The sequence below is a fragment of the Trichocoleus sp. FACHB-40 genome, assembly GCF_014695915.1.
Lineage (GTDB): Bacteria > Cyanobacteriota > Cyanobacteriia > Cyanobacteriales > FACHB-T130 > Funiculus > Funiculus sociatus.
The window spans coordinates 1-25,430 of the sequence record NZ_JACJPF010000121.1; the positions used below are offsets into that span (position 1 = coordinate 1).

Sequence of the window (25,430 nt, forward strand, 5' to 3'; positions counted from 1 at the left end):
GGTTCAACACGGGCATCAGTTGCTACGAGTCTAAACTCAGCATTGTTCGTGAGGCGGTGCGATCTTACTTAGCTGCTCCTTGGTTGTCCCTCTCACCAACTGCGTAACTCCTGTCCCAATAGCTAAATAATTTTGTAACGCTGCCCTATGCCCTATTCTCACGTCGATGCCACGCAACCAAGTTGTTGACCTTGGTTTTGGCACCAAGGGATGAAGGGCAGTCCTCCCCTACTGCGTGTTATGCCGCAGGAGAGAGTGGTTCACAAATCCCAGGCGCGATCGCTACCACTCAAGACTAGGCGCGATCGCCTTCTGAAAGCCCCTAAATGAGGATAAATGTTAAAAAGTATTAAGAACAGACTTGGAATGTGAACGTAATGCCGCAGAATTATTTGCGGAAGGTAGCTGAGTCTGAGGCGGTGTGTACCGACGGTTACGCTGAAAAATGCTAGAGATACTGAATCGCACACTTTAAGCGTAAAGTACATCTAATAGCAGCGATAAACTCAGACATTCCTTGCAGAATGCCAGTTTCAGCCTATCTGAATTAAAAACTTCTTTTGATTGGAGGAATCCAGAAATGAGTATCGTCACGAAATCTATCGTGAATGCCGATGCCGAGGCTCGCTATCTCAGCCCAGGCGAATTAGACCGGATCAAGAACTTCGTCACCTCCGGCGAGAAGCGTCTGCGGATTGCCCAAATGTTGACCGATTCCCGTGAGCGCATCGTTAAGCAAGCAGGCGACCAGCTGTTCCAAAAGCGTCCTGATGTTGTTTCCCCCGGTGGCAATGCCTACGGCGAAGAAATGACCGCTACTTGCCTGCGCGACCTAGACTACTACCTGCGTCTAGTAACCTACGGAATCGTTTCCGGCGACGTTACTCCGATTGAAGAAATCGGTCTGGTTGGCGTTCGCGAAATGTACAAGTCTCTGGGTACCCCCATTGAAGCAGTCGCCGAAGGCATTCGCGCTATGAAGAATGCTGCTTCCTCAATGATGTCTGGAGAAGAAGCTGCTGAAGCAGGTTCTTACTTCGACTACGTGATTGGTGCCATGCAGTAGGGTGTTTCCCCTTCCCTGCTCTTGATTTAGATCTGACTACGTGAGATAAGGAAACAAAAAAATGCAAGACGCAATTACTGCTGTTATCAATTCCTCCGACGTTCAAGGCAAATACCTGGACACTGGTGCGTTAGAAAAGCTCAAGGGCTACTTCCAAACAGGCGAACTGCGGGTTCGTGCAGCAAGCACAATCAGCGCTAACGCCGCCACCATTGTTAAAGAAGCTGTTGCTAAGTCTCTGCTGTACTCGGACATCACCCGTCCCGGCGGCAATATGTACACCACCCGTCGCTATGCTGCTTGCATCCGCGACCTGGACTACTACCTCCGCTATTCCACCTATGCCATGTTGGCTGGCGACCCATCCATTCTGGATGAGCGCGTGTTGAATGGTCTAAAAGAAACCTACAACTCTCTAGGCGTTCCCGTTGCTGCCACTGTGCAGTCTATCCAAGCCATGAAAGAAGTTACCGCCAGCTTGGTTGGTGCTGACGCTGGTAAGGAAATGGGCGTCTATTTTGACTACATCTGCTCTGGTTTGAGCTAAGCGATTTTCGATTAATCGCTGAAGTTCAACAGGCGAGCATTTTGTCTGGCGAAGTCTGGGAAGTTTGGAGTGAGTGCTAGCCCGTCAAAGGCTTGTTTAATTCAGTTAATGAGTTTTAACGGTCTAGCATTGACTCTTGACTCCCAGCCTTCTATATGATAGGGATGCGTAAATCCCTAGAGCGTTTCAAATCAAAAATTTACTCAGCTTAATAGGAGAAATACACCCATGCGGATGTTTAAAATTACTGCCTGTGTCCCCAGCCAGACCCGTATTCGGACTCAGCGGGAGTTGCAAAACACTTATTTCACGAAACTGGTTCCCTACGAAAACTGGTTTCGCGAACAGCAGCGGATTATGAAAATGGGTGGAAAAATTGTTAAGGTTGAGTTAGCTACTGGTAAGCCTGGGGTCAATACTGGACTGCTTTAATTCCTTCTTTCGCAGGCTAATTTACAGAATTTTTAACAAAGGCGGCAGGAGTTTCCCTTTTAAACCCATAGGGTAAAAGTGAGACTCCTGCCGCACAGTGTTTAGAGGTTAAATAAATACGGTTCACTTAGACTTAAAAATCAAAGACCTGCTACAACTCTGTATCTGGGTTTAAAGGGGTTTGCTTTTGCGCCTTAAATTGCTATCATGCAGCGATTGAATGTCACTTCAAAAGCCACGTCCTTTGTGAATTTACGTCAGCTAGTTCCCTTTTTTAATCCCGCCGTCCAAGATTGGGCAATAGATGCCCGGTTGTTGAGGTGGCTGACCTTCCTCTGGCTATTTATCGGCTTAGTGGTTCTGTTCTCAGCATCTTATCCCAGTGGGGATGCTGAGTATGGGGATGGACTGTACTACTTCAAGCGACAAATTATCTCGGTGATGCTGGGGCTATTGGTATTTAACGTGGTGGTAAATTTCCCCCTGCGTCATTTACTGGGAATAGCCAATTGGTGTGTGATACTGCTGCTGGGGGTAATTTTCGTCACTCTAATTCCGGGAGTAGGAACCACAACTAATGGTGCAACGCGCTGGATTGCCTTGGGGCCGTTTCCCCTGCAACCTTCTGAGTTGATTAAGCCGTTTTTGGTGTTGCAAAGCGCTCGCATTTTTGGAAACTGGGATAGGCTGACTTGGAGGGTGCGATTGACGTGGCTGTTTATTTTTTGCTGCGTACTTTTGGGAATTATCCTACAGCCGAACTTGAGTACAACTGCGCTGTGCGGAATGACTTTGTGGCTGATTGCGCTTGCGGCTGGGTTGCCTTTTTCCTATTTAGGGGGAACGGCGCTGGGCGGGTTGCTTTTGGCAACAATTAGTATCAGCGTGAAGGAATATCAGCGGCGGCGGGTGATGTCGTTTCTCAATCCTTGGGCTGATCCGATGCAAGATGGATACCAGCTGGTTCAAAGTTTACTGGCGGTAGGGTCTGGCGGTACTTGGGGGTCTGGTTTTGGGTTGTCGCAACAGAAGCTGTTTTATTTGCCGATTCAGTACACGGATTTTATTTTTGCGGTGTATGCAGAGGAGTTCGGCTTTGCAGGCAGTTTGCTGTTGATAGTGTTGCTGATGGCTTATGCGACGCTGGCGCTGATGGTGGCAATGAGGGCTAAAACTCCCATTCATCGGTTGGTGGCAATTGGAACAATGGTTTTGATGGTGGGGCAGTCGCTGCTGAATATTGGTGTTGCTACAGGCGTTTTGCCTACAACTGGTTTGCCGTTGCCGTTGTTTAGCTATGGTGGCAATTCGATGATTGCGAGTTTGATGGCGGCGGGGCTGTTGATTCGAGTGGCGAGAGAAAGTAGTGAGGCTGAGGTTGTGCCTTTGCAGGGGCGGAGGTTTGTTCAGGGGCGATCGCGTCGGGTTATCCAAAAGCCCAATGCTTAGATGAGGTCTTGGGGTTGCCCACAAAAATCACCAGTCTAAGTGAGCTAAAATTCAAGCAGAGCAAGCATTTTACACGCCAACTGCCCCATGTTTGAAACTCTCTCTACTAGACTTTATGAATTAGAACAATTTGCTAATCACCTCGTCTCTACTCAGCTGACACATTTGGGCTTTCTCAGCATCGCAGTAATTTTTGCAGCAGGGTTATTTACCAGCCTGACACCCTGTATGCTTTCGATGTTGCCAATTACCATTGGCTACATTGGGGGATATGAAACTAAAAGTCGCCTGCAAGCCGCGGCCCAATCGACTTGGTTTTCACTCGGATTGGCAACGACGCTGGCGGGTTTGGGAATCTTGGCAGGTTTAGTAGGACGAGTTTACGGTCAGGTAGGATTCGGTTTGCCGATAATTGTCAGTCTTTTGGCAATCCTGATGGGGTTAAATTTACTCGAAGCATTGCCTTTACAGTTGCCTGCTTGGGGTGGTTTTGAATGGATTTCTAAAGACTTACCAGAGGGTGTCCGTTCTTATCTAATTGGCTTAACTTTTGGGGTGATAGCTTCCCCTTGCAGTACCCCTGTTTTGGCAACTTTGTTGGGTTGGGTTGCCACGACGCAGGATTTTGTGTTAGGTGGAGTTTTGCTGCTATCCTATACGGCGGGATACGTCGCACCTTTGATTTTGGCGGGGACTTTTACTGCTTCTATTAAAAAGTTGCTGGAGTTGCGTCAATGGTCTGGTTGGATAAACCCGGTTAGCGGCGCTTTGTTGGTGGGATTTGGTGTGTTTTCACTGCTATCTCGGCTTCCTGTAGGTTAATAGCTAATGGTAATAAAAACAATTAGCTATTAGCTATTACCTATTAGCAATTATCAAAAAATGACTGGAAAAGATTCTTTTTTATCAAATTTGGTGTCAACTCCCAAAAATTTCTTTCAGCGCGAGTTGTTACCGTTGCTCTCCGATTTGCGGTTAGCGATCGCGCTGCTACTAGCGATCGCATTCTTCAGCATCTCTGGTACGGTGATCGAACAAGGTCAATCTCCCGCTTTCTACCAAGCTAACTATCCAGAACATCCCGCCCTGTTCGGTTTCCTGACTTGGAAGGTAATTCAGGTAATCGGATTGGATCATGTATATCGTACTTGGTGGTTTTTGTCAATAATGATTTTGTTCGGCAGCAGCTTAACCGCCTGTACCTTTACTCGCCAGTTTCCAGCTTTGAAAGCTGCGCGGCGGTGGAAGTTTTACGACCAACCCCGACAGTTTGAGAAACTTGCCTTAAGTGCGGAACTAGATAGAGGTTCGCTGAGTACACTTACCCAGTTGTTGCAGCAACGACGCTACAAAGTTTTTCAAGAAGGAGATACACTTTACGCCCGTAAGGGAATTGTTGGTCGCATTGGCCCAATTGTGGTTCATGCCAGTATGTTACTGATTCTGGCGGGGGCGATTTGGGGGTCAATCACCGGATTTGTGGCACAGGAAATGGTGCCAAGCGGTGAAACTTTTCAGGTGAAAAATATTATTGAAGCTGGTTCCTGGGCGCTGCCACAAGTTCCCAAAGATTGGTCGGTGCGGGTGAATCGCTTCTGGATTGACTATACACCAGAAGGTAGAATTGACCAGTTTTACTCGGATTTGTCGGTGCTGGACAATAGAGGGCAAGAAGTTGACCATAAGACGATTCACGTCAATCAGCCGTTGCGCTACAAAGGCGTGACGTTCTATCAAACTGATTGGGGAGTCGCAGCTATCCAGGTAAAGTTGAACAATAGCCCGGTTTTACAGTTACCAATGTCTTTATTAGATACTGGTGGTAGGGGTAGAATTTGGGGAACTTGGATTCCTACTAAACCAGATTTGAGTGAGGGAGTTTCCCTGCTGGCGAAAGATTTACAGGGAACGCTGCTACTTTATGATGCTAAAGGTCAGCTGATTAACACGGTTCGCTCTGGGATGTCGGTAGACGTTAATAAGGTGAAGCTGACTATTACTGATGTTGTTGGTAGCACTGGCTTACAAATCAAAGCAGATCCAGGTATTCCGATGGTTTATGCTGGCTTTGGCTTGCTGATGTTGGGTGTGGTGATGAGTTACTTTTCCCACTCGCAAATTTGGGCTTTGCAAGAAGGCGATCGCTTCTATGTTGGTGGCAGAACCAATCGGGCGCAAGTTGCCTTTGAGCGAGAATTAATTGATATTCTCGATAAACTGGCGCACTCAAAGGCAGAAGTTCCAGTTGTTAAGGCTCAAGCGATCGCTTAATCCGGTTCACCTATTTCTAGCTGGGAAGGAAGCAGAGTCTCCTTCCCAGCTTTCCCAGACTCAGCCTGAGAACGAGGAAATGGGCTTTTATAATACTCAGGACTCAGCACTTTTCTTTGGCAGGTGCTTTTTGAGGACTTGCAGAACTTGCTTGCTTTCAAAAGGTTTGGTTAAAAAATCATTTGCACCGACAAACTTTGAGCGTACCCGGTTAATCAAACCATCGCAACTGGTGAGAATAACTACGGGAGTCTGGCGAAAAGCAGAACTGTTCCGCAGAAAACTACAAACATTATAACCATCAGTTCTTGGCATCACTAAATCCAAAAAAATCAGGTCTGGTTTGTGCTTGGCGAGGGTAGCAACCCCTTGAATGGGATCTTGAATGTACACTACTCGGTAGCCAGCCGGGATAAGAATCTCTTTTAAATATTCTCCCACCATAGGAGAGTCGTCCACACAAGCGATCGTAGACTCACTTTTCCTAATGGCATCAATTAGATAACTGGGTGCTAAGGGGGGAGGAAAATCTGGCACTGTTTGCAGTTCCACTACCCCTTGTTGGTAGAAGTGATGCAACAGACGAGCTACTCTGGTAAGCGGTTGCTTCATCTTCAAAGCCAGATCCCAAATGGTGTATCGACCATTGAATAAGGCAGTTAAATTAAGAAAAGTATCTACAGAACATTGGGTCACATCAGACGGAGACTGCTTAAGGACAGGTGCCATTTCTGGATCGAGATAGCTGACTCCGAAACCTTGCCATTGCTGATAAAGGTGTTGGCTTTGCTGGATAAGGTGCTGAATTTCCAAGAAACACAAGGTGAGGTAAAAAGGAAGTCGCGGCTCCTGATATTCGCGATCGCGCCAACACCCTGACAAACTCGGCTAGCGGATCATGGAGAACAAGACTTCTTGCGTACTCTCACACATCACTGCTTTAACTTGAGCCGCACTCAAGTGACCTTGAGCGATCCCTTGATGCAGCAGCTGGCATTCTCAAAGTTGGGTGATAGCTAGTTGGTCGTTTTCAACTTTCCAATCCGGACAGTGGTGTTTCAAAGCTCGTTGCCAACGTCGGACTCGATGAGTTTCCCCAACGGCATAAACTAATTGACCGAGGAAAAAGCAAAGTCGCCATTGAGGAGTCCTGTAACCGACAATCAACTCTCCGGTAGCTTGCTTCTGGTTAATAGCAACGATCTGCCGCTCTAGCTTTGTCAATCCTGAATATATCGGCAATGTCTGCATAAACACCAAATCGCCAAGTGCTTTTTCTGGAGACTCCTATATCAGCCTAAAGGCAGATGCAAAGTATCCTAAAGGGTATAGTTAGTGATTTTATTGGTGGCGTTTGATGAAAGCTTAGGTAAAGTCACCGTTAGTAGATGTGTAAGGGAAAGGAAAAAGGCAAAAAAAAGAATCCTTTTTTTTGCCTTTTAGTTGCCAATCCCTTTATTTCTGGTGACGGACTTCGATAACTGTGTGGACATTGCCACGGGGAGTAAAATCACCTTTGATCGTTACTTCTAGGGGATCGCAGGCAGCTACAAAGTCATCGAGAATTTGATTGACGGATTCTTCGTGGGAGATGTAGCGATCGCGGTAACTATTTATATACAGTTTGATCGCCTTCAGTTCTACCACCCGCTCATTAGGTACATAAGTAACGTGGATGGTGGCAAAGTCAGGATACCCAGAAAAAGGACACTTACACGTAAACTCTGGCAATGTGATGTGAATGTCGTAGCGGCGTCCGACTCGCGGATTGGGGAACGTAATTAATTGTCCCTCGGCAATCTCTCGTTCGCCATATTTCATTTCTGGCGGTGTCTCAGGCGATGGTTGTTGAATTGGCGATTTACTCATCAGTAGTTGTTAGCGAGCGTTGGTCATTGGTTATTGGTCATTAGCCTTTTAAAACAAGCTAATGACTAATAACTAAAAACTCAAAAAATATCTCTGGAGGTAGAAGAGTCTTTACCAAAAGATTCCCAGTCAGGACAATTTTTATCTTCCCAACCATAAGGGTGCATCCCGCAGACTAATAAGTTACCGCTGTAAACTTGACCGTGGTAATTACGGCAACCAATACAAGCCGGGTGTTTGTGTGCTGTGGGTTCAACTGTATCCACTATATAAGTGAAAGACTGATCTGTCTCGTTGACTATTTCTTCAAAGTCTAAATAAATCTCTGCCAGTGGTTCAAATATTTCCTGCAAACACTGGTCGATATCTGTTCCGATGACGCTTTGCACGTTTTCGGCAACTTCGTCTACTAATTCTGTTATGCCAATGAAGAATTGCTCTACTTCATAAGCCACTGCTTCCAGCATCTCGAAAAAATCTTTTTGCAAGTCTTCCATTTTGAATACTCAGCACAAGAGCATTAATTTTTACCAGCTACGCAGCCGGAGCCAACCGAATCAATCAGCAATCGTTGATTTTAATAGCGCGATGCCAATTATTCGCCCAGATGCGTAGCCGCGCATCCGTTGCCTCGCGCTTCTTTTTGTTGCTGGACTAATCGCGCCTCAGCCGCCGCAGTTCATCCTGTAGTGCTTGCACCTGTTGGCGCATAGTATCTACGTCCTGAGTTCCCGCCGATTTTGGCTCTTCATCCTCTGTGAGAATTTCAATCCGGCGCGGCTCTCCAGGGGTACTGCTGCTGCTGCTGTTTTGCTCAACGGTTGGCTGCTGGGCTTGTTTCATCATATCATCGACAAAACGACGGGCTTCGTCTGTTGTCATCTCGCCCTTTGCCACCATTTCGTCTGCCAGCTTTTGCGCTTGCGATCGCAAGCCCCCTAATGTCTCTCCGGCTTGCTCACCCGCTGAGGCAGCTAAACCTACTCCCAGGTAGAACGCTTTTTTAACAATATCTCCAAAACCAGGCATCGCAACCAGTCGCTCCTTGAAGAATCTGCAAGTATCTGCTGATTCCAGCATAAGCGTGAAACCAGGGAACTGCCCACCAATCTCCAGACTAAGCACTGGTGTTTCGGCACCGTTTCGGTGTGACCCGGATTCCACGCCTATCGCAAGCATCCCGTGTTGCTGCTACCTTCCGGTCCTGACAAGGTTTGGGCGTTGCGATCGCATGGGTCCGGATCGTTTACAGCATAACATCATTTGCCGACAAGTGGAAAGCAATTTTATTGAACAACCACTCGCCATTCATAGAGTTCGTACTTGACACAGCCGTTTTGCACCAGCGGATCTTGAGCTACAATGGCTTGCGCTTCTTCCATTGAGGATGCTTCAAATAGCATCATGCCACCTCGTTTCTGTATCCAGTAACCGCTACGTGCTTGGTGTCCTTTGGCAATCAAATCCTGAATATAGGCTTTGTGCCCTGGTACAGATTTATCAAAGGTTGGTTTGTCTACTATGCCTTCTTCAATCTTTACAAACCAGGGCATCCACTTTCTTCCCTTGTATATCTATATATATATGTAAAGTAACTTACACCTAAAAAATTCCTTGGACAAAACAAAAAACCGCTTTTTTGTCGCTCTCTTGCCGCCGCAGGAGATTCAGGACTACGTTACTGAAATTAAGCAGCACTTTGCTAGCGTCTATGCAAGCAGTGGCGCACTGAAGTCTCCCCCGCATATTACTCTGCAACCACCTTTTGAATGGTCGGTGGAGGCAGTGCCATCTTTAGAAGAGTCCTTGAAGACATTTGCCCTTCGTCATTCACCGATTCCCATTATCCTATCAGGGTTTGGAGCCTTTCCACCCCGCGTTATCTATATCAATGTCATCAAAACGCCAGAACTTATAGCTTTACAAGCCGATTTAAGAGCTTATTTGGAGGAAAACTTGGGAATTGCAGATTTATCCCAGAAGCGTCCTTTTGCTCCTCACATGACTATAGCCTTTAGAGACTTGACGCGGCAAAATTTTTATGGTGCGTGGACAGAATTTCAGCCCCAAACTTTGGATTTTAAGTTCACGCTTTCCCATCTTACGCTGCTGATTTATACAGGTCAGCGTTGGAATATTCACTCTTCATTACCTTTCTTGAGTGCCTGAACTGCAACTGGCAAAAGAGTTTTGACGGGGGTAGTTTTTGGAACAGATGGGAGCGCCAGCTTCTGGAAGTGTCCTAGTTCCAGCAACAAAGCGTGCTTTTACGTGAAAATACTTAGTCTTAACAAAAACTTTAAATCTACCTTAGTTCATAATGCTGAACATATTTAACCTGCCTCAGGGTAGAGGCGCTGATGGCTTGTCGGATTGTAGTCTGGGAATGTAACTGTGTCCAAGCAAGTATAATTGCTGAGTGAGAGGGGTCAATGCAAAAAGTTAATGTATTGAATGTATCCATTGACAACTTATCAAAATCAGAATTACTAGAAAAGCTGGATTCATCCGGTGGTATCGTATTTACGCCTAATGTAGATCACCTGATTAAGTTACAAAACGATAGAGATTTTTATAAGGCGTATAATATTGCCACTTACAAAGTGTGTGATAGCCAAATAGTGATGTATGCCTCCAAGTTTTTAGGCACACCTCTTAAAGAAAAGCTTTCCGGTTCGGATCTGTTTCCAGCTTTCTACACGTACAACAAAGATAACGAAAACGTTAAGATTTTCTTACTAGGGGCTGCCGAAGGCGTAGCTAGTAAAGCTCAACAACAAATTAATAATCAAGTGGGGAGAGAGATTATAATCGCTTCATATTCCCCCTCTTTTGGATTTGAAAGAAACGAAGAAGAATGTTTAAAAATTGTTGACATGATTAACAAGTCAGGCGCTACAACTTTGGCAATAGGGGTTGGTGCGCCTAAGCAAGAGAAGTGGATTTTAAAGTATAGAAATAAGTTGCCACAAATAAAAGTATTTTTGTCAATAGGTGCTTCTCTTGACTTTGAAGCAGGCAATAAACAACGCTCTCCCAAATGGATGAGTGATGTTGGCTTAGAGTGGTTGCATAGACTTTTATCCGAGCCTCAAAGGCTATGGAAGAGATATTTAATAGACGACCTTCCCTTTTTCTGGTTGATTTTAAAACAAAAGATGAATCTTTATAAGACACCATTTAGAAAAGACAAGAACTCTATGAGGTTGGAACGCATTAAGTGGGAATAAGCTTTTGTTCCCTGCATTGTGTCTCTATAAAAATTTAACGGTAATGGCAGACAGTGGGACTATCTGCCATTACCGTTAATAAAGTCAGAATTATTTTCAGTAATTCAGTTATTAAACATCGTCTAATGGCATCCCAAAGTTGGGTTTATCAGTCCTAGATTTAAGAACCCATCGATATACCTCAAGGGTTTGCCGAGCTTTAGCATCCCAAGTGAAATGGGTTAAAACGCGATCGCGGGCGCGTTCTCCCATTTCAGCGATAATACTGGGATCGGCAATTAAACGGCTGAGGATTTCACGGAAACGCGCCACAATTTCCGCTCTCGAACCCATTGGAACGGTGTAGCCTGTGGATTTAGTAACAAGTTCGCCGGGACCCCCATAGTCCACTACAATCGGCACCAGCCCCATCATCATTGCCTCAACTACCACAGCACCACCGAACTCACGAATGCTGGGAAACCCCAACAAGTCAGCATTAGCGAGTCGTTCTTGGACGCGGGCGTGTTCCACGTGTCCGGCTAGTTCTACACCACTTTCCATTTTCTCCTGCTTGAGGAGTGCCTTGAGCTTGGGCATATCCGGACCGTCACCGACAATCTCCACTGTCAACTCACCCGCCCGAATTAATGGTGCCGCTGCTTCGAGGAGGATATCAGCTCCTTTGTACGGTACAATACGACCGACAAAGATTACCTTGAGGGGGGGCGACGCTTGGCGAGTACGTTGCAGGGTGAACCGTTCCGGAGCGATCGCATTTTCCGGAATATACACGCACTTGTCCCGGTACTGGGCAGGAATCTGGTTCCAAGTGGAGCGGGAGCCAATGGCGATCGCACTAGCGTATTTTCGAGTAGAGCCGTATCCAGGTAGCAACTTGTACGCCCATCTGATATAAGAAAGCCACTCCTTCTCCTCGCGTCGCGTTGCCTCAAACTCCTTGGGCCAAGGCAAACCGCCATTCAGCGGTCCCAGCACAAAGGGCACTCCTACCCGGTGACACTTTTGCGCCAGCAGACTTGGGATGGTTGGACTCAGTGGCGTGAGGCGGTGAACAATGTCGAACTTCCCATCAGTAATCTGTTGACCAAACTCGCGCCAGATTAAATGTTCAAAGTAGTAATAGGTGAAAGTAGACAAGGCAGTTACCATAGTCCAGCCTTTATTGTGGCCACCGCGCAGCAAGGAACTAAGGCGCTTGATCGGCTCATGCACCTGTCCGGTGTCAATGGCTGTGAAGTCCTTTCCTTCAACGCATCCCTCACGGACAAATGCCTCGCGGTTGTAGCTTTGGGTGGCTATATGCGCGTCACTCAGCTTAGCAATGGCTCGGCTGTGCAACCAGCCTACAAGCGGCACACTTATCCAATCAGGGTTCGCAGATTCTGCAATCAGCAATACACGGGGACGGGTCAAAGGCTCCATTACTGGTACTCGCTATCTAAAAGTAATCGGTCTGTAAGAGGCTTGTAGAGTTTTGCTGCTTTCAGAGGCACCCAAGTGAGCGATAAATTTCCTATGACAAGTTACACCTGATTCCCTAGCTTAGATTTGCTTGAGTCGGAACCTAAGTTTTATGTATTTGAAATACATTACAGTGTTTTTACATACAATGCCGAATTCTTTACACAATCTTTATATATTATACTTAATTAAAGTTTTAGAATAATGCCAAGATGATGGAATAACATAGTCGGCAACTGCTACCGTCAACTTAAAACACGTAAGTATATAGAATTAAGCAAATAATTTAACTACCATCGATTTCATAAATAAGGGATTTCAGAACTAAAAAGCGGTGAGAAAATAAAATGAAGCTGATTTTAAAGACTTTTGCATCCCTACTCTCAGCGTTAGTTTTATGGGAAATTATTTTATCAAATTCAGTAGTAAAAAATTCTGGATTTATCAATCATCCCGTATTAGGAAGGATTAATAAGGCAGGCATCGCTGTCCAAGGTGAAGAAGGATTTAGTAGAATAAAATTAAACAACCTGGGAATGAGGGGAGGAGATATCTCACAAAAACAAAAAAATGAACATAGAGTGCTTATTTTAGGTGACTCCTATACAAAAGCAGTTCAGGTTTCCGACAATAAAACTTACAGTTATTTACTGCAAAAAGAAATCAAGAATAAATTAAAATTAAACTTTAATACTATCAATGCTGGTAGAGACGGTGCTTCTCCAGCTTATTATATTCATTTGGCAAACTTCTATGATTCTGAAATTCAGCCAGATAGTGTAGTCATACAACTCGTAGATCAAGATTTTACAGAAGATATTTTAGATAAAGCAAAGCAATTTCATGTTGTCAAAAAAGCTAATACTTTTCAAACAGTATATGTTGATGAATTTTATAGTGACAATGCTTTATCTCGATTATTTTTGCAAAAATTTCCGAAGCTTAGCTTTATGGTCGAATACTCAGTTTTACGAGTAGGTGGAAACAACTTTAAAAAAGCGATGGCGGCTAAACCAACTCATAATAATCCAGAGGAATCTAAAGTAGAAAAAAAACCATCGCCAGATTACGATGAGGTTATAGATTGGACACTAAAAACCCTTAAGGATAAATACCCAAATTTAGTAATTTTGTACTTACCGAGCATTGATAATTATGCTGATATAACAAATGAAAAACCAACTAAAATTGAAAGAAGTTTAAATAAACTTGCAGCAAAGAATAATATGAACTTTATAAATATGAGAGAGGATTTTCTTAACTATTATCATACATATTACAAACCTGCTCATGGATTTAACAATACAATCCTGGGAGGAAGAGGACACATCAATGAAATAGGCCACGAATTAAGTGCTAAGCGCCTGGCAAATATTTTTGAAGAGAGGATACTAAAATGATATTTTCAAGCGTGGAATTCTTAGTATTTTTTGTCATAGTCCTATTCTTAATGATACTTGTTAAATCAAGTCGCATTAAACGAGGAATTCTTCTGGTAGCAAGTTACTATTTTTATGCTTATTGGGACTACAGATTTGCCTTGTTAATGTTTGGTATGACTTATTTCAACTATTATGCAGGGTTGAAAATGGAATCTAGCCAAACCCCAAAAAGTAAAAAAGACTGGCTAATAATAAGTTTAGTATTCAACTTGGGGGTTTTAGGTTTTTTTAAGTATTTTAATTTTTTTATTGATTCAACTAATGTATTATTAAACCCGCTTAACGTCAAACTGCCTTTTCTGAATATCCTACTTCCAGTAGGGATATCGTTCATTACCTTCGAGGTGATGAGTTATACGATTGATATTTATCGCAATATTAACAAATCAGCTAAAAGTTTTTGGGATTTTGCATTATTGGTGGCTTTCTTTCCACATTTGATAGCAGGCCCAATTTTAAAACCAAAGCAATTTCTGCCTGAGATAGAAGAAGACGTTATTATAAAACGGGAAAATTTAATATATGGGTTTCAAATATTTTTACTTGGCTTAGTCAGAAAAGTATTTATTGCTGACAGATTAGCACTTTTTGTAGATCCGGTTTTTCAAAGTCCGCAAGCTTATAGTTCGATGACACTTTGGTTTGCTGTCATAGCTTACGCTATTCAAATTTATTGCGATTTTTGTGGTTACACAGATATGGCCATTGGAGTGGCAAAATGTTTAGGTTTTGACATTCCAAAAAACTTTGACGTTCCCTACATTTCTCGCAGCGTCACGGAATTCTGGCGCAGATGGCATATCTCTCTTTCTACGTGGTTGAGAGACTATTTGTACATTCCATTAGGTGGAAATCGGAAAGGAAAGCAAAGACAGTATTTTAACCTTTTCGTTACCATGTTACTAGGCGGATTGTGGCATGGAGCTAGTTGGAATTTTGTTGCCTGGGGTGGGTTGCACGGCATAGGCTTGGCGATTCACAAGATGTATATGGAGCGTGTACAAAAAGAACCCAAGATAAGCAAGCAAGCTGAATTAGATGTGAAACGCCCAGTTTTAGGATCGGCTGAACAGGTAACTACTCTGGGATTTTTTAGACCCAGCTACTTAACATCATATTTATACAACGTTTTAGCTTGGTTTGTAACCTTTACCTTTGTATGCGTGACCTGGGTTTTCTTTAGATCAACAGATTTCTCCATTTCATTACTCATTCTTCAAAAAATGTTTTTTCTGGCAAATCCAGCAGGAATCCCGTGGTATTCAAATTCTTTAATTATGACTATTCCTGCTTTAATTGTTTGCGATTATGTAGGAAACCAATTAAATAAAGGCGTTAAACTAAAACTAAATAGATTTAGAGAGCTGTTTGTGGTATTTTTTATCGTATTGGGCTTAATTTTCTTAGCCCCTCAAAATCCTTCTCCCTTCATTTACTTCCAATTTTAAATTCTCCGGATGGGGTAGTTTTCGCTGCCCTCCTGCTCAAAAATAACTTTGAGGGGGCGCGATATCTAAGAAAATTATTACAGCGGGAATTGGCGACTCGCGCGATCGCGTTTTTCACACTATATACACCCACTTGTCACGGTACTGGACAAGTGGGTGTGTTCAGTAAAATAGACCAACTGCTGCTCTAGCGAGTCCCATAGTAAATTCCCCTGCCTCCCGTACCAATGAAGACTAGCCCAAACTCCTGTTTGCTTGCCTCCATTACTTGGGGATTTTTGCCGATGGGCCGTGAGCGATCGCCAATTTCTGTCCAGGTTTTTCCTTGGTCTAGAGAACGGAAAATTCCCTGACCCATATTCCTAATTTCACCGTACAAATACAGAGCTGGAATCGTGCTTCCCGGCTGCGGCTTCCCGAAGGCAAACAGATAAGCTCTCTTAACTCCTGTCATTGACACAAATTTCTTGCCACCGTCCGTTGATCGGTGAAGGCCATCGCTGTTAAGGGTCATCCAAACCTCACCCTCGACTCCCGGAACTGTTTTCACCGAATACCATTTCTTCTTGGGAAGTGACGAATTTACAACTTGAAAATCTGCCCCCCCATCAGTGCTGCGATAAAATTTCCCATCGGCATAGTAATAAAACGTCTTACCATTCACTGTGTCTGCTGCTAGCGGCAAACGCCACTCCCACGGACCCTGGATACCGTCGGGTAATCCTGTAACTTTTGTCCAAGAAGCGCCGCCATCTGAGGTGCGTCGAGCCGTAGCACCGCTAACAATTACCACAAACTGATTTGGATTAGTCGCCGACATTGCTACTCGGATCGGCATCTTGTTTTTTGGAAATGAAGCAAACTGCTTCCAAGTTAAACCGCCGTCTGTTGAAGTTGCACCCGTATAATTATTGTTCCAGCGAGTCCCACCGACACGCACCATTTTTAAGGGATCGCTTTCACTGTAAGCAATGCTGTAAGTGTCCTGAAATGAAACACTCTTATCTCCTCCACCCAACGTTTGGGATGGGTAAGCGTCCAATCCATTGTTATGGTAGAAACCGTCCACATCTGCTACACCGCTCAACAGCACAGCTCCCTTGGGAGGCGCAACCAGAGTAAAGATGACTAATTCTTCATGTCCTTTCTGATAATTAGTCCAGACAGAAGGCTGTTTGCTAATGTTATCTGTCCGCCATATTCCGTACCAATCAGTTAACCAAACTCTTCCTGCAACTTTTGGGTCAAACTCTATGGAGGATAAAGCTGGAGTTGAGAGCATATAATCTGACCACCAAGGGACAGTATTATTCATGGAGCGTTTCGCCTCCCTCCAGGTGGCACCCCCATCTAATGAGTGGTATATTTTAGTATTTTTGTCTTGCTGCTTTGTCGCAACGATGATTTCCTGAGGATTGGCCGGATTGACGCTCACACCATTAAAGTCATCCTTCTCATCTTTAGGGGTGATGTTTTGCCAAACCCCCTTTGCATACTTTTTAACTCCGGGATTTCCATTGATTGTCACATATAGGGTGCGATCGCTACTCAAAGCCAACCGCATCGGCTTCTCTGGACTTCCCTCTATTTTGTTCCAGGTAACTCCTGTGTCGGTAGACTTGTATATTCCATCTTCATAAGCATTGGCATAGACTAAGCCGGACTGGTTTTTGTCAAATAAAATGGCAACGATGCCAATATCTTTTTTCAGATTTCCGCCAAAAGAAGTAACTTTAGCCCATGTCTCGCCAGCATCCAGCGACTTCCAGAGTCCATCCCGCCGCGAACCGAAAAAAATTACCTTGGAATTAAAGGGATTGACAGCCAGTCTCTCGCCTACGTCTCGTCTACTTTCATTGCCAGCCATTGGCAAATCCAGCTTTAGCTTTTTCCAGGTTGCACCTCGATCGGTAGACTTAAAGATTGTTCCTGGACCATTCACAAAATGGTCGCCTGCTGCAATGTAAACAATATTAGGGTTATTCGGATCGAGTGCTAGCGCTTCTCCTCCGTAATAGCGGCTTTGTTCGCGCGTAAAGTGATCAGTTAGAGGAATCCAACTTTGATTGACCCGATTCCAACGATAGAAACCACCTACATCGGTTTTGATGTAAACGAGGTCTTTTTGCAACGGATGTAAATAGATACCCGTAACATAGCCGCCTCCCCCCAAGGCTACATTAGTCTTCCCCAGAGATACATTTTTCTGGTAATTTCGAGAAGTAACTACCTCTGCCTGTCCCGATGCACTGTTGCCAATACTTTTTGCATTCCACAGCTGCTGAAGTGATACTGTAGCAAATAGGGCAATGACGGCAATCCGGGCTGCTTGACCGATAATACGGCTTTGATGAGTACCTGGCTTGGTAATAATTTTGAACGCTATATTGGCTAATAAAATTCCTATTGAGAAAATCAATAAGCTTACAAAAATTGGCTGCGCGAACCCCTGAAAGGATTTGTCCCAAAGGAACATTGCCATCCCAACATTAACATTAGCTAAAGACGGGGTTGACCAACGAGCGGCACCCAAAAAAATCATCATTCCTCTTACCCCAATGTAAACTATAATTCTAATTACGGAATTATAGTTTACATACCTATTTCCAGGGATAAGCCTTAATTAATTTGTAAGCTTAATTGTTTCTCCTGTTGTAATATTCTGGCATCTAGCATATCCAGAATTTCGCTGTCTTGGGTTATATCAAACTTCCTAGCAAAATGAGCATTGCTTTTAATTATTGCTGGGTAATCCTGACTTGTGAGTAGCCGAGGATGACCGTGCCGAGTGCCAGTCCAATCGATATAACGTTTATGGTCATTACACAAATTGAATAACCCACTATTTACTAAAACAGTTTGGATAAAAGACTCATCAGGAATACAAGTTCTTTCGTAGTAACTGATTAAGTCCGGGTTTTTATGACAAAAATCATGTAAATATTCAACACATTTTCTTGAAAGAGTCTTGAAGTAAGATCCTGCATAACAGGCAAATTTTTCATCAAATGGCGATGAATTAGTACGAACTCCAACCATCATTCCATAAGAAGAGTTAAGGCGAACCAGAGGCTGAGCATTATTGATAACCATGCGGGGAATCTTGACTAAAGCCCGTTGCCAAAGCGATAAGTATCCACCTGAACGCCAATACTGGTAAAGATAGCGATCGCTACCTTCCCGACTACCCCAAGGATTTTGCTCGGACTCTGAAAGTACGTCAAAATACTCTAAAAAACCATCATATTTAGTGTCGGCAAGGAATTTCTCAATTTGGGGAAGTGGTTGAATAGGATAGTCTTGACCAGTGATGTTGAAGAGCCAATCAAATTTAATGTTATTGCTTAAAATCCACTCAACGGCATTCAGGTAGCCTTGAATTATAGAAAAATCTCCTCTCCCCCCGAAACCTCTAATTATATGAATATCTTGGAAGTTTCCTAGGGTTTGTGTATCTAAACTACAGCCTTTGAAATCATGGCTAATCAATATTTGAGAGCTAGGACTTGATTTTTTAATGGTTTGGATGAGTCGGTAAATCTGATCTGGATTCTTATGAGTCTGGATAAGATACAGAACTTTCATGATTTTAGTCTCCAGTAAATGAATTGGTCTAACGTGAAAACATCGCTTATACGAACCGAAAACCCTCTGATGTATATCCCTTTGGTTGGACAAAAATAAAAGTGGATAAGCACAAAAAGGTAAACACCTTTTGCAAAAGCGATGAAACGCCGTCTAGTCTATACGATTACACCCAAACTTCCGACAATCACTGTAAAACTCGCCTCCTGTGCCTGACAAATTTAAGTTAAAATATTAACAGGCTGGAATGAGCTTCAATAAGGTTGGCGTGTTAGTTCTGTGCGGTTTTTAGTAAGCACAGTCCTATTTTGACTTGTAAAATGGTCATTTAAACTTCAAGCTAACACCTGATCTGCACGAGAATTCGCACCCAAAATAGAGTTATAACAGGTGCTTTTTCTACAAATTAAGCAATCAGCGTTAGCAATGGCAGCGCAATGAATGTCAGCCTGCGAAAAACAATGGTTGGCAGTAAGCGTTTTTGCCTTGAGCGGCTAGTCAAACACAAGTTCCCTGTTTGTCCCACCTTGATGGAAACCCAATTAACTAGGGGTAGTATCTCCAACTTCAAACATTACGTTGAAGTCCTCCATTGACCCAAACAAATAGGCTGTTCCCCGGTTTCTATGACGGCTTTGATCAACCCAGCTTTTTTATTTACAGCTACGGTCATAATACAGCTCCCAATCTAAAACACCGATGACCAGACTGAAACGACTATTGCAACCTTTTATTGCAAGATTTATTGCAAGACTTTAACAATACTCAACATCCATACATCTTGTTACATGAAAATCTAGCAGGCTTCCTCCTTAAGAGGGACATTCGATGTCAAGGTTATTTTTACTAAAGTTAAAATCAACTCATACCCCAAGAGCAAAATAATCGCAACAAGCAGCAATAATGCACAAATTCGGATGGATGGTAAAACCTATCCCACCAAGATGTGCAATTTTCCGAAAGGCTCCTACCCCTTAGTTGCCCGGTTTCCGGGGGAAGTTCAGGAAAATTTTTGATTTATAGGGGTTGGGTAAGCAAGAGTAAGTTCAACGAGGTAATATACCCCTTTCCTCAAGACGGAGTTCAATCGATAAAGTTCCACATTGCGTTATCCAAATTTTTTTTCAAGGCGCTAGCCTTGAAAAATGCGGCTAGCCAGAAAGCCGCAGTCATTTTGGAAGCAACAGCCTCAATTTCGTAGTAAAAAGGGTAGGGTAGCAGCCAGAGCATAGCTGTCACTATGGCGATGCTATAAAATTCCAGGCCGAAGACTTCAGAAATTCATCCCGGCTGAGTGGGGCTAAACCCTCTAAGCAACTTCTAAGCTTAAAAATTTGCAGGCCGCACTCATTTACAAGCAAATCATAAATTCTGCCATCATGCCATTTGCCATCTTGCAACTTGCCATCCTGCCATTCTTGAGCATCGATTAAACCACTCTCGAAAACTATGTAAGGTTTATGAGTTTTTAATGTTTGGATAGCGCCTCTGAAAACCTGCAACTCTACGCCTTCCGCATCTACCTTTATAAAATGAATCTTTAAGTCGGGTTTCAATATATTATCAAGTCTTTGAGTTTTAACTGTAATAGTCTCTGTGAGCGTATTAGGCATATGGTGGCTTTCCCAGCATGATTTATCTAAGTTACTTAGGGCAGGGGAATTGACTACATACCAAAAAGTTGTTTCTGCCTCTGAATCACTCAAAGCTATTTGCCTGGCATCAATATTCGGAAACATTTTTTAAAGTCTATTAGCTAACCTTGGTATTGGCTCGAAAGCATAGTGATACCCTAAAGGTGAAAGTTGTAAAATTTTAATTAAAAAATCTCCCGTGTTACAACCCACATCGATAGAGTTTGAGTGGTTCGTCAAAACACGAGACATAAATTGAGTAGTGAAAGCAGTGTCTTGTCTATTAATAACCTCGCCGCGATGTGGAAGCTTTGCAATATTCAAAACTGACCTGGCAAAAGCATCAATAAATGTACCCTTAATCAACTCTTTGTAGAAATTTGTTACTCCTAGAACATTTTTCATTTCTTGCTCCAGTTACTTAAACAGCAAAAATTTTCTTCTATTCGTTTGGATGATGTTTAATGCAAGGGAAAACAATAGCTCATTATTGATTATATGGATTGCCCTGACTGCTCTTGAAGAATACGACGTTTCTGGGTAGCCGCTGTCATTTTAGCAGCAACAGCCTCAATTTGGGCGTACAAAGGCTGGGGTAGCAGCCAAAGCATATAAGCAGCAGCTAAAGTCATTAACGTACGACGCGGCTGCTCAAGCACGAGCCGCCAGTGAGCAGCTAAAGCTTGGTGCATCAGTTGCACAGCCATTAATCCGGCTTTTAGACGTACCGCACTCCTAGCTAAATATCGCAGCTGGTAAGCTTTAGTTGGGTTTTCCCACTGGGCGATTAATTCTGGAGCATAGGAACGGGTTTTTTCAATCACCTTTTGCAAAGCCTCGAATTGGTTAAGCAGGCTTGCTGAAAGTCCTCCAGAATTTACCCGGTATAACGTCAACGCTTCCGAGATTCCCTCAATTTTCCAGTTAGTTTGTAAAACAATGCGAAGCCAACATTCTATGTCTTCTGCCTGACGAAAGTGGTCATCAAAATAAAAATCTTCAACAGTGCCGTAAAGATTATCTTGAAATTTAATTGCTTCCAACACTTCTTTACGAATCACTGCCGCTGAACCATTTCCTACTGGATTGTCGCGTAGTAAATCAGGTGAAGTAATTTCCTTAAGTTTTGGCATTAAATAGGTACCCAAGGAGTTTCCCGCTTCGTCGATAAAAGCAGAACGGCTAAAGCTAATTCCCACGGATGAGGAACTTTCCAGATGTTTAACATGTTTTTCTAACTTTTCTGGTAGCCACAAGTCGTCTCCATCTAAAAGAGCTATATAGTCTCCTTGAGCGTGGCGAATCCCGGTGTTTCTAGCTCCTGCTAGTCCCCGGTTTTTCTGGCTGACAATTTTAATTCTAGAGTCTGTAAATTGCTGACAAATTTCTACGCTTCTATCTGGTGAATCGTCATTAACAACAATAATCTCAAAGTTTTGGTAAGTTTGAGCAAGAACTGATTCAATGGCAGCAGCTATGTATTTCTCAACTTTGTATGTTGGAATAATTACAGAAAACTTTTTCATTTTGAGCACGTACCTTGTACAGTAGTTTGCATGATTCTTTCATCGAGCCTATCTAAAATCCTACTGTCTCGATCTATCTCAAACTTTCTTGCAAAGTAAATATCGTCTCTAATTAACTTTGGATAATAGTCAATGGTAAGAATAGCGGGATGTCCGTGGCGGCTGTTTGTCCAATCAATGTAGCGCATATTGCGTGGGTAGAAGTTGAATAAGCCACTATTGATTAAGATAGTTTGGATGAAGGATTCATCAGGAAGGCGGGTTTTTTTGTAGTAGTCGATCAATTCAGGATGTTGCTGACAAAATTCATGAATATATTGAACGCAATTTCTAGAAATAGTTTTGAAGTAAGAGCCACCGTAACATAAAAAATTTTCATTAAATGGAGTGGAAAGGGAGCGCATTCCCACAATCAATCCATAAGAAAAATCAATCCGGAACCAAGGCTGAATATTATTGATAAACAGCCGAAGAGGCTTGAGTAAACCTCGTTGCCATTTGGCTATTTCTATGCCTGACCACCAGTATTGATAGAAGTAGCGATCGCGTCCATCCTTCGCCCCCCACGTACATTTTTCTGAAAGAACGTTAAAATAATCAAAAAAGCCGTCATACGTGGTTTCTGCCAGGAAGTTCTCAATTTCAGGAAGCGGTTGAGTAGGATAATCTTGACCTGTGATATTAATTAGCCAGTCAAATTCAATTTTGTTGTTCAACAGCCAATCAATTGCTTCTAAATAAGCTTGAACTAAGGCAAAGTTACCTCTTCCCCCTATAGCACTCACAACTTTAACGTCAGGCAAATTTTCTAAAAGTTCTACATTTAAATTACTAGCAGCAAAATTATGGCTCACTAGTACGAAAGAGTTAGGGCTCGACTTTTTAATAATGTGAACTAGCCTATAGATTTGCTCTGGATTTTTGTAGGTTTGGATAAGGTAGGCAATCTTCATAATGGTCAACACATCCTGATATTGATAAAGCGTTTGTAGAAAAGTTGATTTGTGTTTGTTTAGGCTACTTGTCGGGATTTATCTTGAAGAATGCGCCGTTTTTGGGAAGCTCCTGTCATCTTTAAAGCAACGTTTTCCATCTGGCGGTAGAGTGGTTGTGGCAGCAACCAGAGGGAATAAACAGCCCCCAACGTTAAAAGTGTCCGGCGTGGCTCCTCAAGAATAATGCGCCAGTGGATAGATAAAGCTCGATGAGCCATTTCCACAGCAGTTGGAGCGGCTTTTAAACGTACTCCCCATCGGGCTAGCTTCCGCAACTCATAAGCTTTGGCACGGTTTCCATGCTGAGCAATCAAATCTGGAGCATAGGAGCTAGTTTTTTCTAGCACCTTTTCTAAGTCTTCTAATTGCTTCAGAAAGTTTGTTGAAGCCCCTCCAGAATTGACTCGGTACATCGTTAAAGCTTCCGGAATTCCTTCTGCTTGCAAATTGGTTTTCAAGGCAATACGAAGCCAGCATTCGACATCTTCAAAATGTCGTAATTGCTCATCAAAATAACAATCTTTTTTATTACAATCTTGAAATTTAATTCTTTCAAAAACTTCTCGCCGAATCACTGGAACCGAACCATTTCCGATTGGGTTGCGACAGAGTATTAGGGGTGGCGTAATTTCTTTAAGCTTAGGCATTTGATAGATACCCAAGGGTTGTCCCGCTTCATCAATAAAAGCAGATCGACTAAAACTTAGTCCAACATTAGGAGAGTTTTCTAGATGTTTAATATGTTTCTCTAGCTTTTCTGGCAACCACAGATCGTCCCCATCTAAAAAAGCCAGATATTCTCCCTGCGCGTGGCGAATTCCTGTATTACGAGCCGCACATACTCCCTGATTTAGTTGGCGAACAATTTTAATTCTGGAGTCTGTAAATTTCTGACAAATTTCTACACTCCGGTCAGGAGAACCATCATCAATAATCAGTAGTTCAAAATCTTTATACGTTTGAGCAAGAACAGATTGCACTGTAGCAGCTATATATTTTTCGACTCCGTAAACCGGAATAATGACAGAAACTTTTTTCGTTTTCATCTTGAGAACCGATTTGACTTAATGTTTGGTACTATAGTCAGCGCTTGCTCAGGTTGCTAAATATTTAATTTGTAGGGAGTGCTTTGTTTTTGGTTGCAAGCAAGTTTTGCGGGATTTTAGATGATGCGGTTAACCTCTATATTTTTATAGCAGAGGGGCAAAGAAAATACCCTTGAACTCACCTCTGCTACAAACACTACCTCTGCTCCGGGCTATCGAGTTTGCTGGTTGTTGAGTTTCGATAAGTGAGCTTTGCGCTATCAACGCCGTTAGGATGCTCCCACTGGAGTTTTTTCTGGCTCTTTTAGGGTTTGAGCTTCTTTTTTAACCTGAGATAGACGGCGAGCCTGACTAGTGGTGAGATAACGGTTTAGCGCCTTATCCATAGGCACCAAGATTTTCTCAAGTCGGGTTTTTTTCTGGCCAAAAATGACCAGGCGGTTGCCAAGCTCGCCAATACGGGCAGCTAGAGGTCTGGTAATGGTCATGTGTCGCCGCCATCCTACCCGCCGATAGCGATTTGTGAAATATTGATCCTCTTCTACGTTCCACTTGTCGCGCAAGCGGTGCAAGCTAGCAAGTTCCCAAGCATCACTCCAACGAAGCATATAAAAGGTCATATCTGACAACTCTAGTGGCGGACCGGGAACATAAGTCACCAGGGAGTCTGGCTCAAAGTACACAGTACCCCCAGCCTGAATTACCGTCATACAAAAATCCAGGTGTTCCTTGGTATTCATCATGCCTTCATCAAGCTGACCACCAATTCGCTCAAATATTTCGGTGCGAACGAACATACAGTGAAATTCTGCAAGCTCAGTTTGTTCCCGCTTGAGCTGGTCGCGTACCTGCTCGACTTTTTTACCTTGTTTGTACATTTTCTCGCGCATCCGCCGTCGAACCGCACCGTCTTTGATTTCCTCTCGGACGTGGACTTGTCCGCCTGCACAGTGAATGTGTTCGTGTGCGGGAGTACCTTCACAAGTAAGAGGCGTGACTACCGAGGCTTCCGTTTCTTCAGCACACTCAAACATACGCTCTAGCCAGCCCGGGGTAACTAGCACGTCGTTATCAATGAAGACAAGATACTTGGTTTTGACCTGACGCAGACCGATATTTCTGCCTTGATTTGGAGACAGGTAGTAATCAGTCCGAATGATTTCAAAGTTTCTCTTACGCGCCTCTTCTTCTAAATACCGCTTGATATGAGACGGTGAATTTCCATCTACGTAGACTAACTTGAAGGGCATTTGTGTATGTTCGTAGATGCTCTGCAACGACTCGCGGGTGAAGCTGAAACGCTCGCGGGGTACAACAACAATCGTAATTTGTGGTTCTATCATCAGAAACTCCTTGTTAACTAATCAACTGTTATTTGGATATTTTATCTTCATCAAGTTCGCCGTTCACTGGAAAAAACCTTTAT

At 43.4% G+C, this 25,430-nt stretch carries 26 protein-coding genes, 1 other RNA gene and 1 pseudogene; 11 read left to right on the top strand and 17 right to left on the bottom strand.

Annotated elements, in window-relative coordinates; all coding sequences use genetic code 11:
- Positions 1-107: pseudogene (locus tag H6F63_RS31245) on the top strand (IS701 family transposase); the annotation flags it as partial.
- A gap of 153 nt (positions 108-260) precedes the next feature.
- Here H6F63_RS31245 and H6F63_RS28610 read toward each other — a convergent pair.
- Positions 261-488 carry a hypothetical protein gene (locus H6F63_RS28610; RefSeq protein WP_190457203.1) on the bottom strand — a complete coding sequence of 76 codons (228 nt, stop codon included), beginning with the start codon at positions 486-488 and terminating at the stop codon, positions 261-263.
- Between the two features lie 92 nt (positions 489-580).
- On the opposite strand from H6F63_RS28610, the gene apcA reads away from it, so the two are divergent.
- The 6 genes from apcA to H6F63_RS28640 all read left to right on the top strand — a co-directional run bounded on the left by apcA (position 581) and on the right by H6F63_RS28640 (position 5,765).
- Positions 581-1,066 (top strand): allophycocyanin subunit alpha, encoded by a 486-nt coding sequence (apcA, locus tag H6F63_RS28615; protein ID WP_190420375.1) that lies wholly within the window; start codon positions 581-583, stop codon positions 1,064-1,066.
- 61 nt (positions 1,067-1,127) lie between these two features.
- On the top strand, positions 1,128-1,613 hold the full coding sequence (apcB, locus tag H6F63_RS28620) for an allophycocyanin subunit beta (protein WP_190420373.1): 486 nt from the start codon (positions 1,128-1,130) through the stop codon (positions 1,611-1,613).
- 228 nt (positions 1,614-1,841) lie between these two features.
- On the top strand, positions 1,842-2,045 hold the full coding sequence (locus H6F63_RS28625) for a phycobilisome linker polypeptide (RefSeq protein ID WP_190411193.1): 204 nt from the start codon (positions 1,842-1,844) through the stop codon (positions 2,043-2,045).
- 207 nt (positions 2,046-2,252) lie between these two features.
- A complete protein-coding gene (locus H6F63_RS28630; RefSeq protein ID WP_199298345.1) occupies positions 2,253-3,494 on the top strand; it encodes an FtsW/RodA/SpoVE family cell cycle protein in 1,242 nt (413 codons plus the stop codon).
- Positions 3,495-3,581: 87 nt separating this feature from the next.
- Entirely contained in the window at positions 3,582-4,316 is a 735-nt protein-coding gene (locus tag H6F63_RS28635; RefSeq protein WP_190434557.1) for a cytochrome c biogenesis protein CcdA, read from the top strand.
- Positions 4,317-4,376: 60 nt separating this feature from the next.
- Positions 4,377-5,765: a cytochrome c biogenesis protein gene (locus H6F63_RS28640; RefSeq protein ID WP_190640648.1), complete on the top strand. Its 1,389-nt coding sequence runs from the start codon at positions 4,377-4,379 to the stop codon at positions 5,763-5,765.
- A 96-nt stretch (positions 5,766-5,861) separates the two neighbouring features.
- On the opposite strand, the gene H6F63_RS28645 is transcribed toward H6F63_RS28640, so the two are convergent.
- The 7 genes from H6F63_RS28645 to H6F63_RS28675 all read right to left on the bottom strand — a co-directional run bounded on the left by H6F63_RS28645 (position 5,862) and on the right by H6F63_RS28675 (position 9,187).
- Positions 5,862-6,647, bottom strand: coding sequence for a response regulator (locus H6F63_RS28645; RefSeq protein WP_190640649.1), 786 nt, complete (start codon positions 6,645-6,647; stop codon positions 5,862-5,864).
- 117 nt (positions 6,648-6,764) lie between these two features.
- Positions 6,765-7,016, bottom strand: a complete 252-nt coding sequence (locus H6F63_RS28650) for a hypothetical protein (RefSeq protein WP_190640650.1) — start codon at positions 7,014-7,016, stop codon at positions 6,765-6,767.
- A 204-nt stretch (positions 7,017-7,220) separates the two neighbouring features.
- Positions 7,221-7,634 carry a preQ(1) synthase gene (gene queF / locus H6F63_RS28655; protein WP_190640651.1) on the bottom strand — a complete coding sequence of 138 codons (414 nt, stop codon included), beginning with the start codon at positions 7,632-7,634 and terminating at the stop codon, positions 7,221-7,223.
- Between the two features lie 80 nt (positions 7,635-7,714).
- Positions 7,715-8,131, bottom strand: coding sequence for a hypothetical protein (locus tag H6F63_RS28660; RefSeq protein WP_190420358.1), 417 nt, complete (start codon positions 8,129-8,131; stop codon positions 7,715-7,717).
- A gap of 157 nt (positions 8,132-8,288) precedes the next feature.
- Positions 8,289-8,663 carry a phasin family protein gene (locus H6F63_RS28665; RefSeq protein ID WP_190420378.1) on the bottom strand — a complete coding sequence of 125 codons (375 nt, stop codon included), beginning with the start codon at positions 8,661-8,663 and terminating at the stop codon, positions 8,289-8,291.
- 118 nt (positions 8,664-8,781) lie between these two features.
- Positions 8,782-8,878, bottom strand: an RNA gene (ffs, locus tag H6F63_RS28670) — signal recognition particle sRNA small type.
- A 42-nt stretch (positions 8,879-8,920) separates the two neighbouring features.
- On the bottom strand, positions 8,921-9,187 hold the full coding sequence (locus H6F63_RS28675; RefSeq protein WP_190640652.1) for a YciI family protein: 267 nt from the start codon (positions 9,185-9,187) through the stop codon (positions 8,921-8,923).
- Between the two features lie 61 nt (positions 9,188-9,248).
- On the opposite strand from H6F63_RS28675, the gene H6F63_RS28680 reads away from it, so the two are divergent.
- Positions 9,249-9,803, top strand: coding sequence for a 2'-5' RNA ligase family protein (locus tag H6F63_RS28680; protein ID WP_190640653.1), 555 nt, complete (start codon positions 9,249-9,251; stop codon positions 9,801-9,803).
- Between the two features lie 263 nt (positions 9,804-10,066).
- Positions 10,067-10,864, top strand: a complete 798-nt coding sequence (locus H6F63_RS28685; RefSeq protein WP_190640654.1) for a WecB/TagA/CpsF family glycosyltransferase — start codon at positions 10,067-10,069, stop codon at positions 10,862-10,864.
- A gap of 111 nt (positions 10,865-10,975) precedes the next feature.
- Here the strand turns inward: H6F63_RS28685 and H6F63_RS28690 are convergent, their stop codons facing one another.
- A complete protein-coding gene (locus H6F63_RS28690; protein WP_190640655.1) occupies positions 10,976-12,289 on the bottom strand; it encodes a glycosyltransferase family 4 protein in 1,314 nt (437 codons plus the stop codon).
- 386 nt (positions 12,290-12,675) lie between these two features.
- On the opposite strand from H6F63_RS28690, the gene H6F63_RS28695 reads away from it, so the two are divergent.
- Positions 12,676-13,728: an SGNH/GDSL hydrolase family protein gene (locus H6F63_RS28695; RefSeq protein WP_190640656.1), complete on the top strand. Its 1,053-nt coding sequence runs from the start codon at positions 12,676-12,678 to the stop codon at positions 13,726-13,728.
- Positions 13,725-15,218, top strand: a complete 1,494-nt coding sequence (locus H6F63_RS28700; RefSeq protein WP_190640657.1) for an MBOAT family protein — start codon at positions 13,725-13,727, stop codon at positions 15,216-15,218. The genes H6F63_RS28695 and H6F63_RS28700 overlap by 4 nt, the downstream gene beginning before the upstream one ends.
- 187 nt (positions 15,219-15,405) lie before the next feature.
- Here H6F63_RS28700 and H6F63_RS28705 read toward each other — a convergent pair whose 3' ends face one another.
- The 8 genes from H6F63_RS28705 to H6F63_RS28740 all read right to left on the bottom strand — a co-directional run bounded on the left by H6F63_RS28705 (position 15,406) and on the right by H6F63_RS28740 (position 25,347).
- Positions 15,406-17,763 (bottom strand): hypothetical protein, encoded by a 2,358-nt coding sequence (locus tag H6F63_RS28705; RefSeq protein ID WP_199298346.1) that lies wholly within the window; start codon positions 17,761-17,763, stop codon positions 15,406-15,408.
- A 74-nt stretch (positions 17,764-17,837) separates the two neighbouring features.
- Positions 17,838-18,803, bottom strand: coding sequence for a beta-1,6-N-acetylglucosaminyltransferase (locus tag H6F63_RS28710; RefSeq protein WP_190640658.1), 966 nt, complete (start codon positions 18,801-18,803; stop codon positions 17,838-17,840).
- 1,238 nt (positions 18,804-20,041) lie between these two features.
- The gene (locus tag H6F63_RS28715) at positions 20,042-20,542 is read right to left on the bottom strand and encodes an FkbM family methyltransferase (protein ID WP_190640659.1); all 501 of its coding nucleotides are present in this window, start codon (positions 20,540-20,542) and stop codon (positions 20,042-20,044) included.
- A gap of 3 nt (positions 20,543-20,545) precedes the next feature.
- The gene (locus H6F63_RS28720) at positions 20,546-20,842 is read right to left on the bottom strand and encodes a hypothetical protein (protein WP_190640660.1); all 297 of its coding nucleotides are present in this window, start codon (positions 20,840-20,842) and stop codon (positions 20,546-20,548) included.
- Positions 20,843-20,931: 89 nt separating this feature from the next.
- Complete coding sequence (locus tag H6F63_RS28725; RefSeq protein ID WP_190640661.1) at positions 20,932-21,963, bottom strand: glycosyltransferase family 2 protein; 1,032 nt, start codon at positions 21,961-21,963, stop codon at positions 20,932-20,934.
- Positions 21,960-22,916, bottom strand: a complete 957-nt coding sequence (locus tag H6F63_RS28730) for a beta-1,6-N-acetylglucosaminyltransferase (protein WP_190640662.1) — start codon at positions 22,914-22,916, stop codon at positions 21,960-21,962. The genes H6F63_RS28725 and H6F63_RS28730 overlap by 4 nt, the downstream gene beginning before the upstream one ends.
- Before the next feature lie 59 nt (positions 22,917-22,975).
- Entirely contained in the window at positions 22,976-24,004 is a 1,029-nt protein-coding gene (locus tag H6F63_RS28735) for a glycosyltransferase family 2 protein (RefSeq protein ID WP_190640663.1), read from the bottom strand.
- Between the two features lie 269 nt (positions 24,005-24,273).
- A complete protein-coding gene (locus H6F63_RS28740; protein WP_190640664.1) occupies positions 24,274-25,347 on the bottom strand; it encodes a glycosyltransferase in 1,074 nt (357 codons plus the stop codon).
- Between the last annotated feature and the right edge of the window lie 83 nt (positions 25,348-25,430).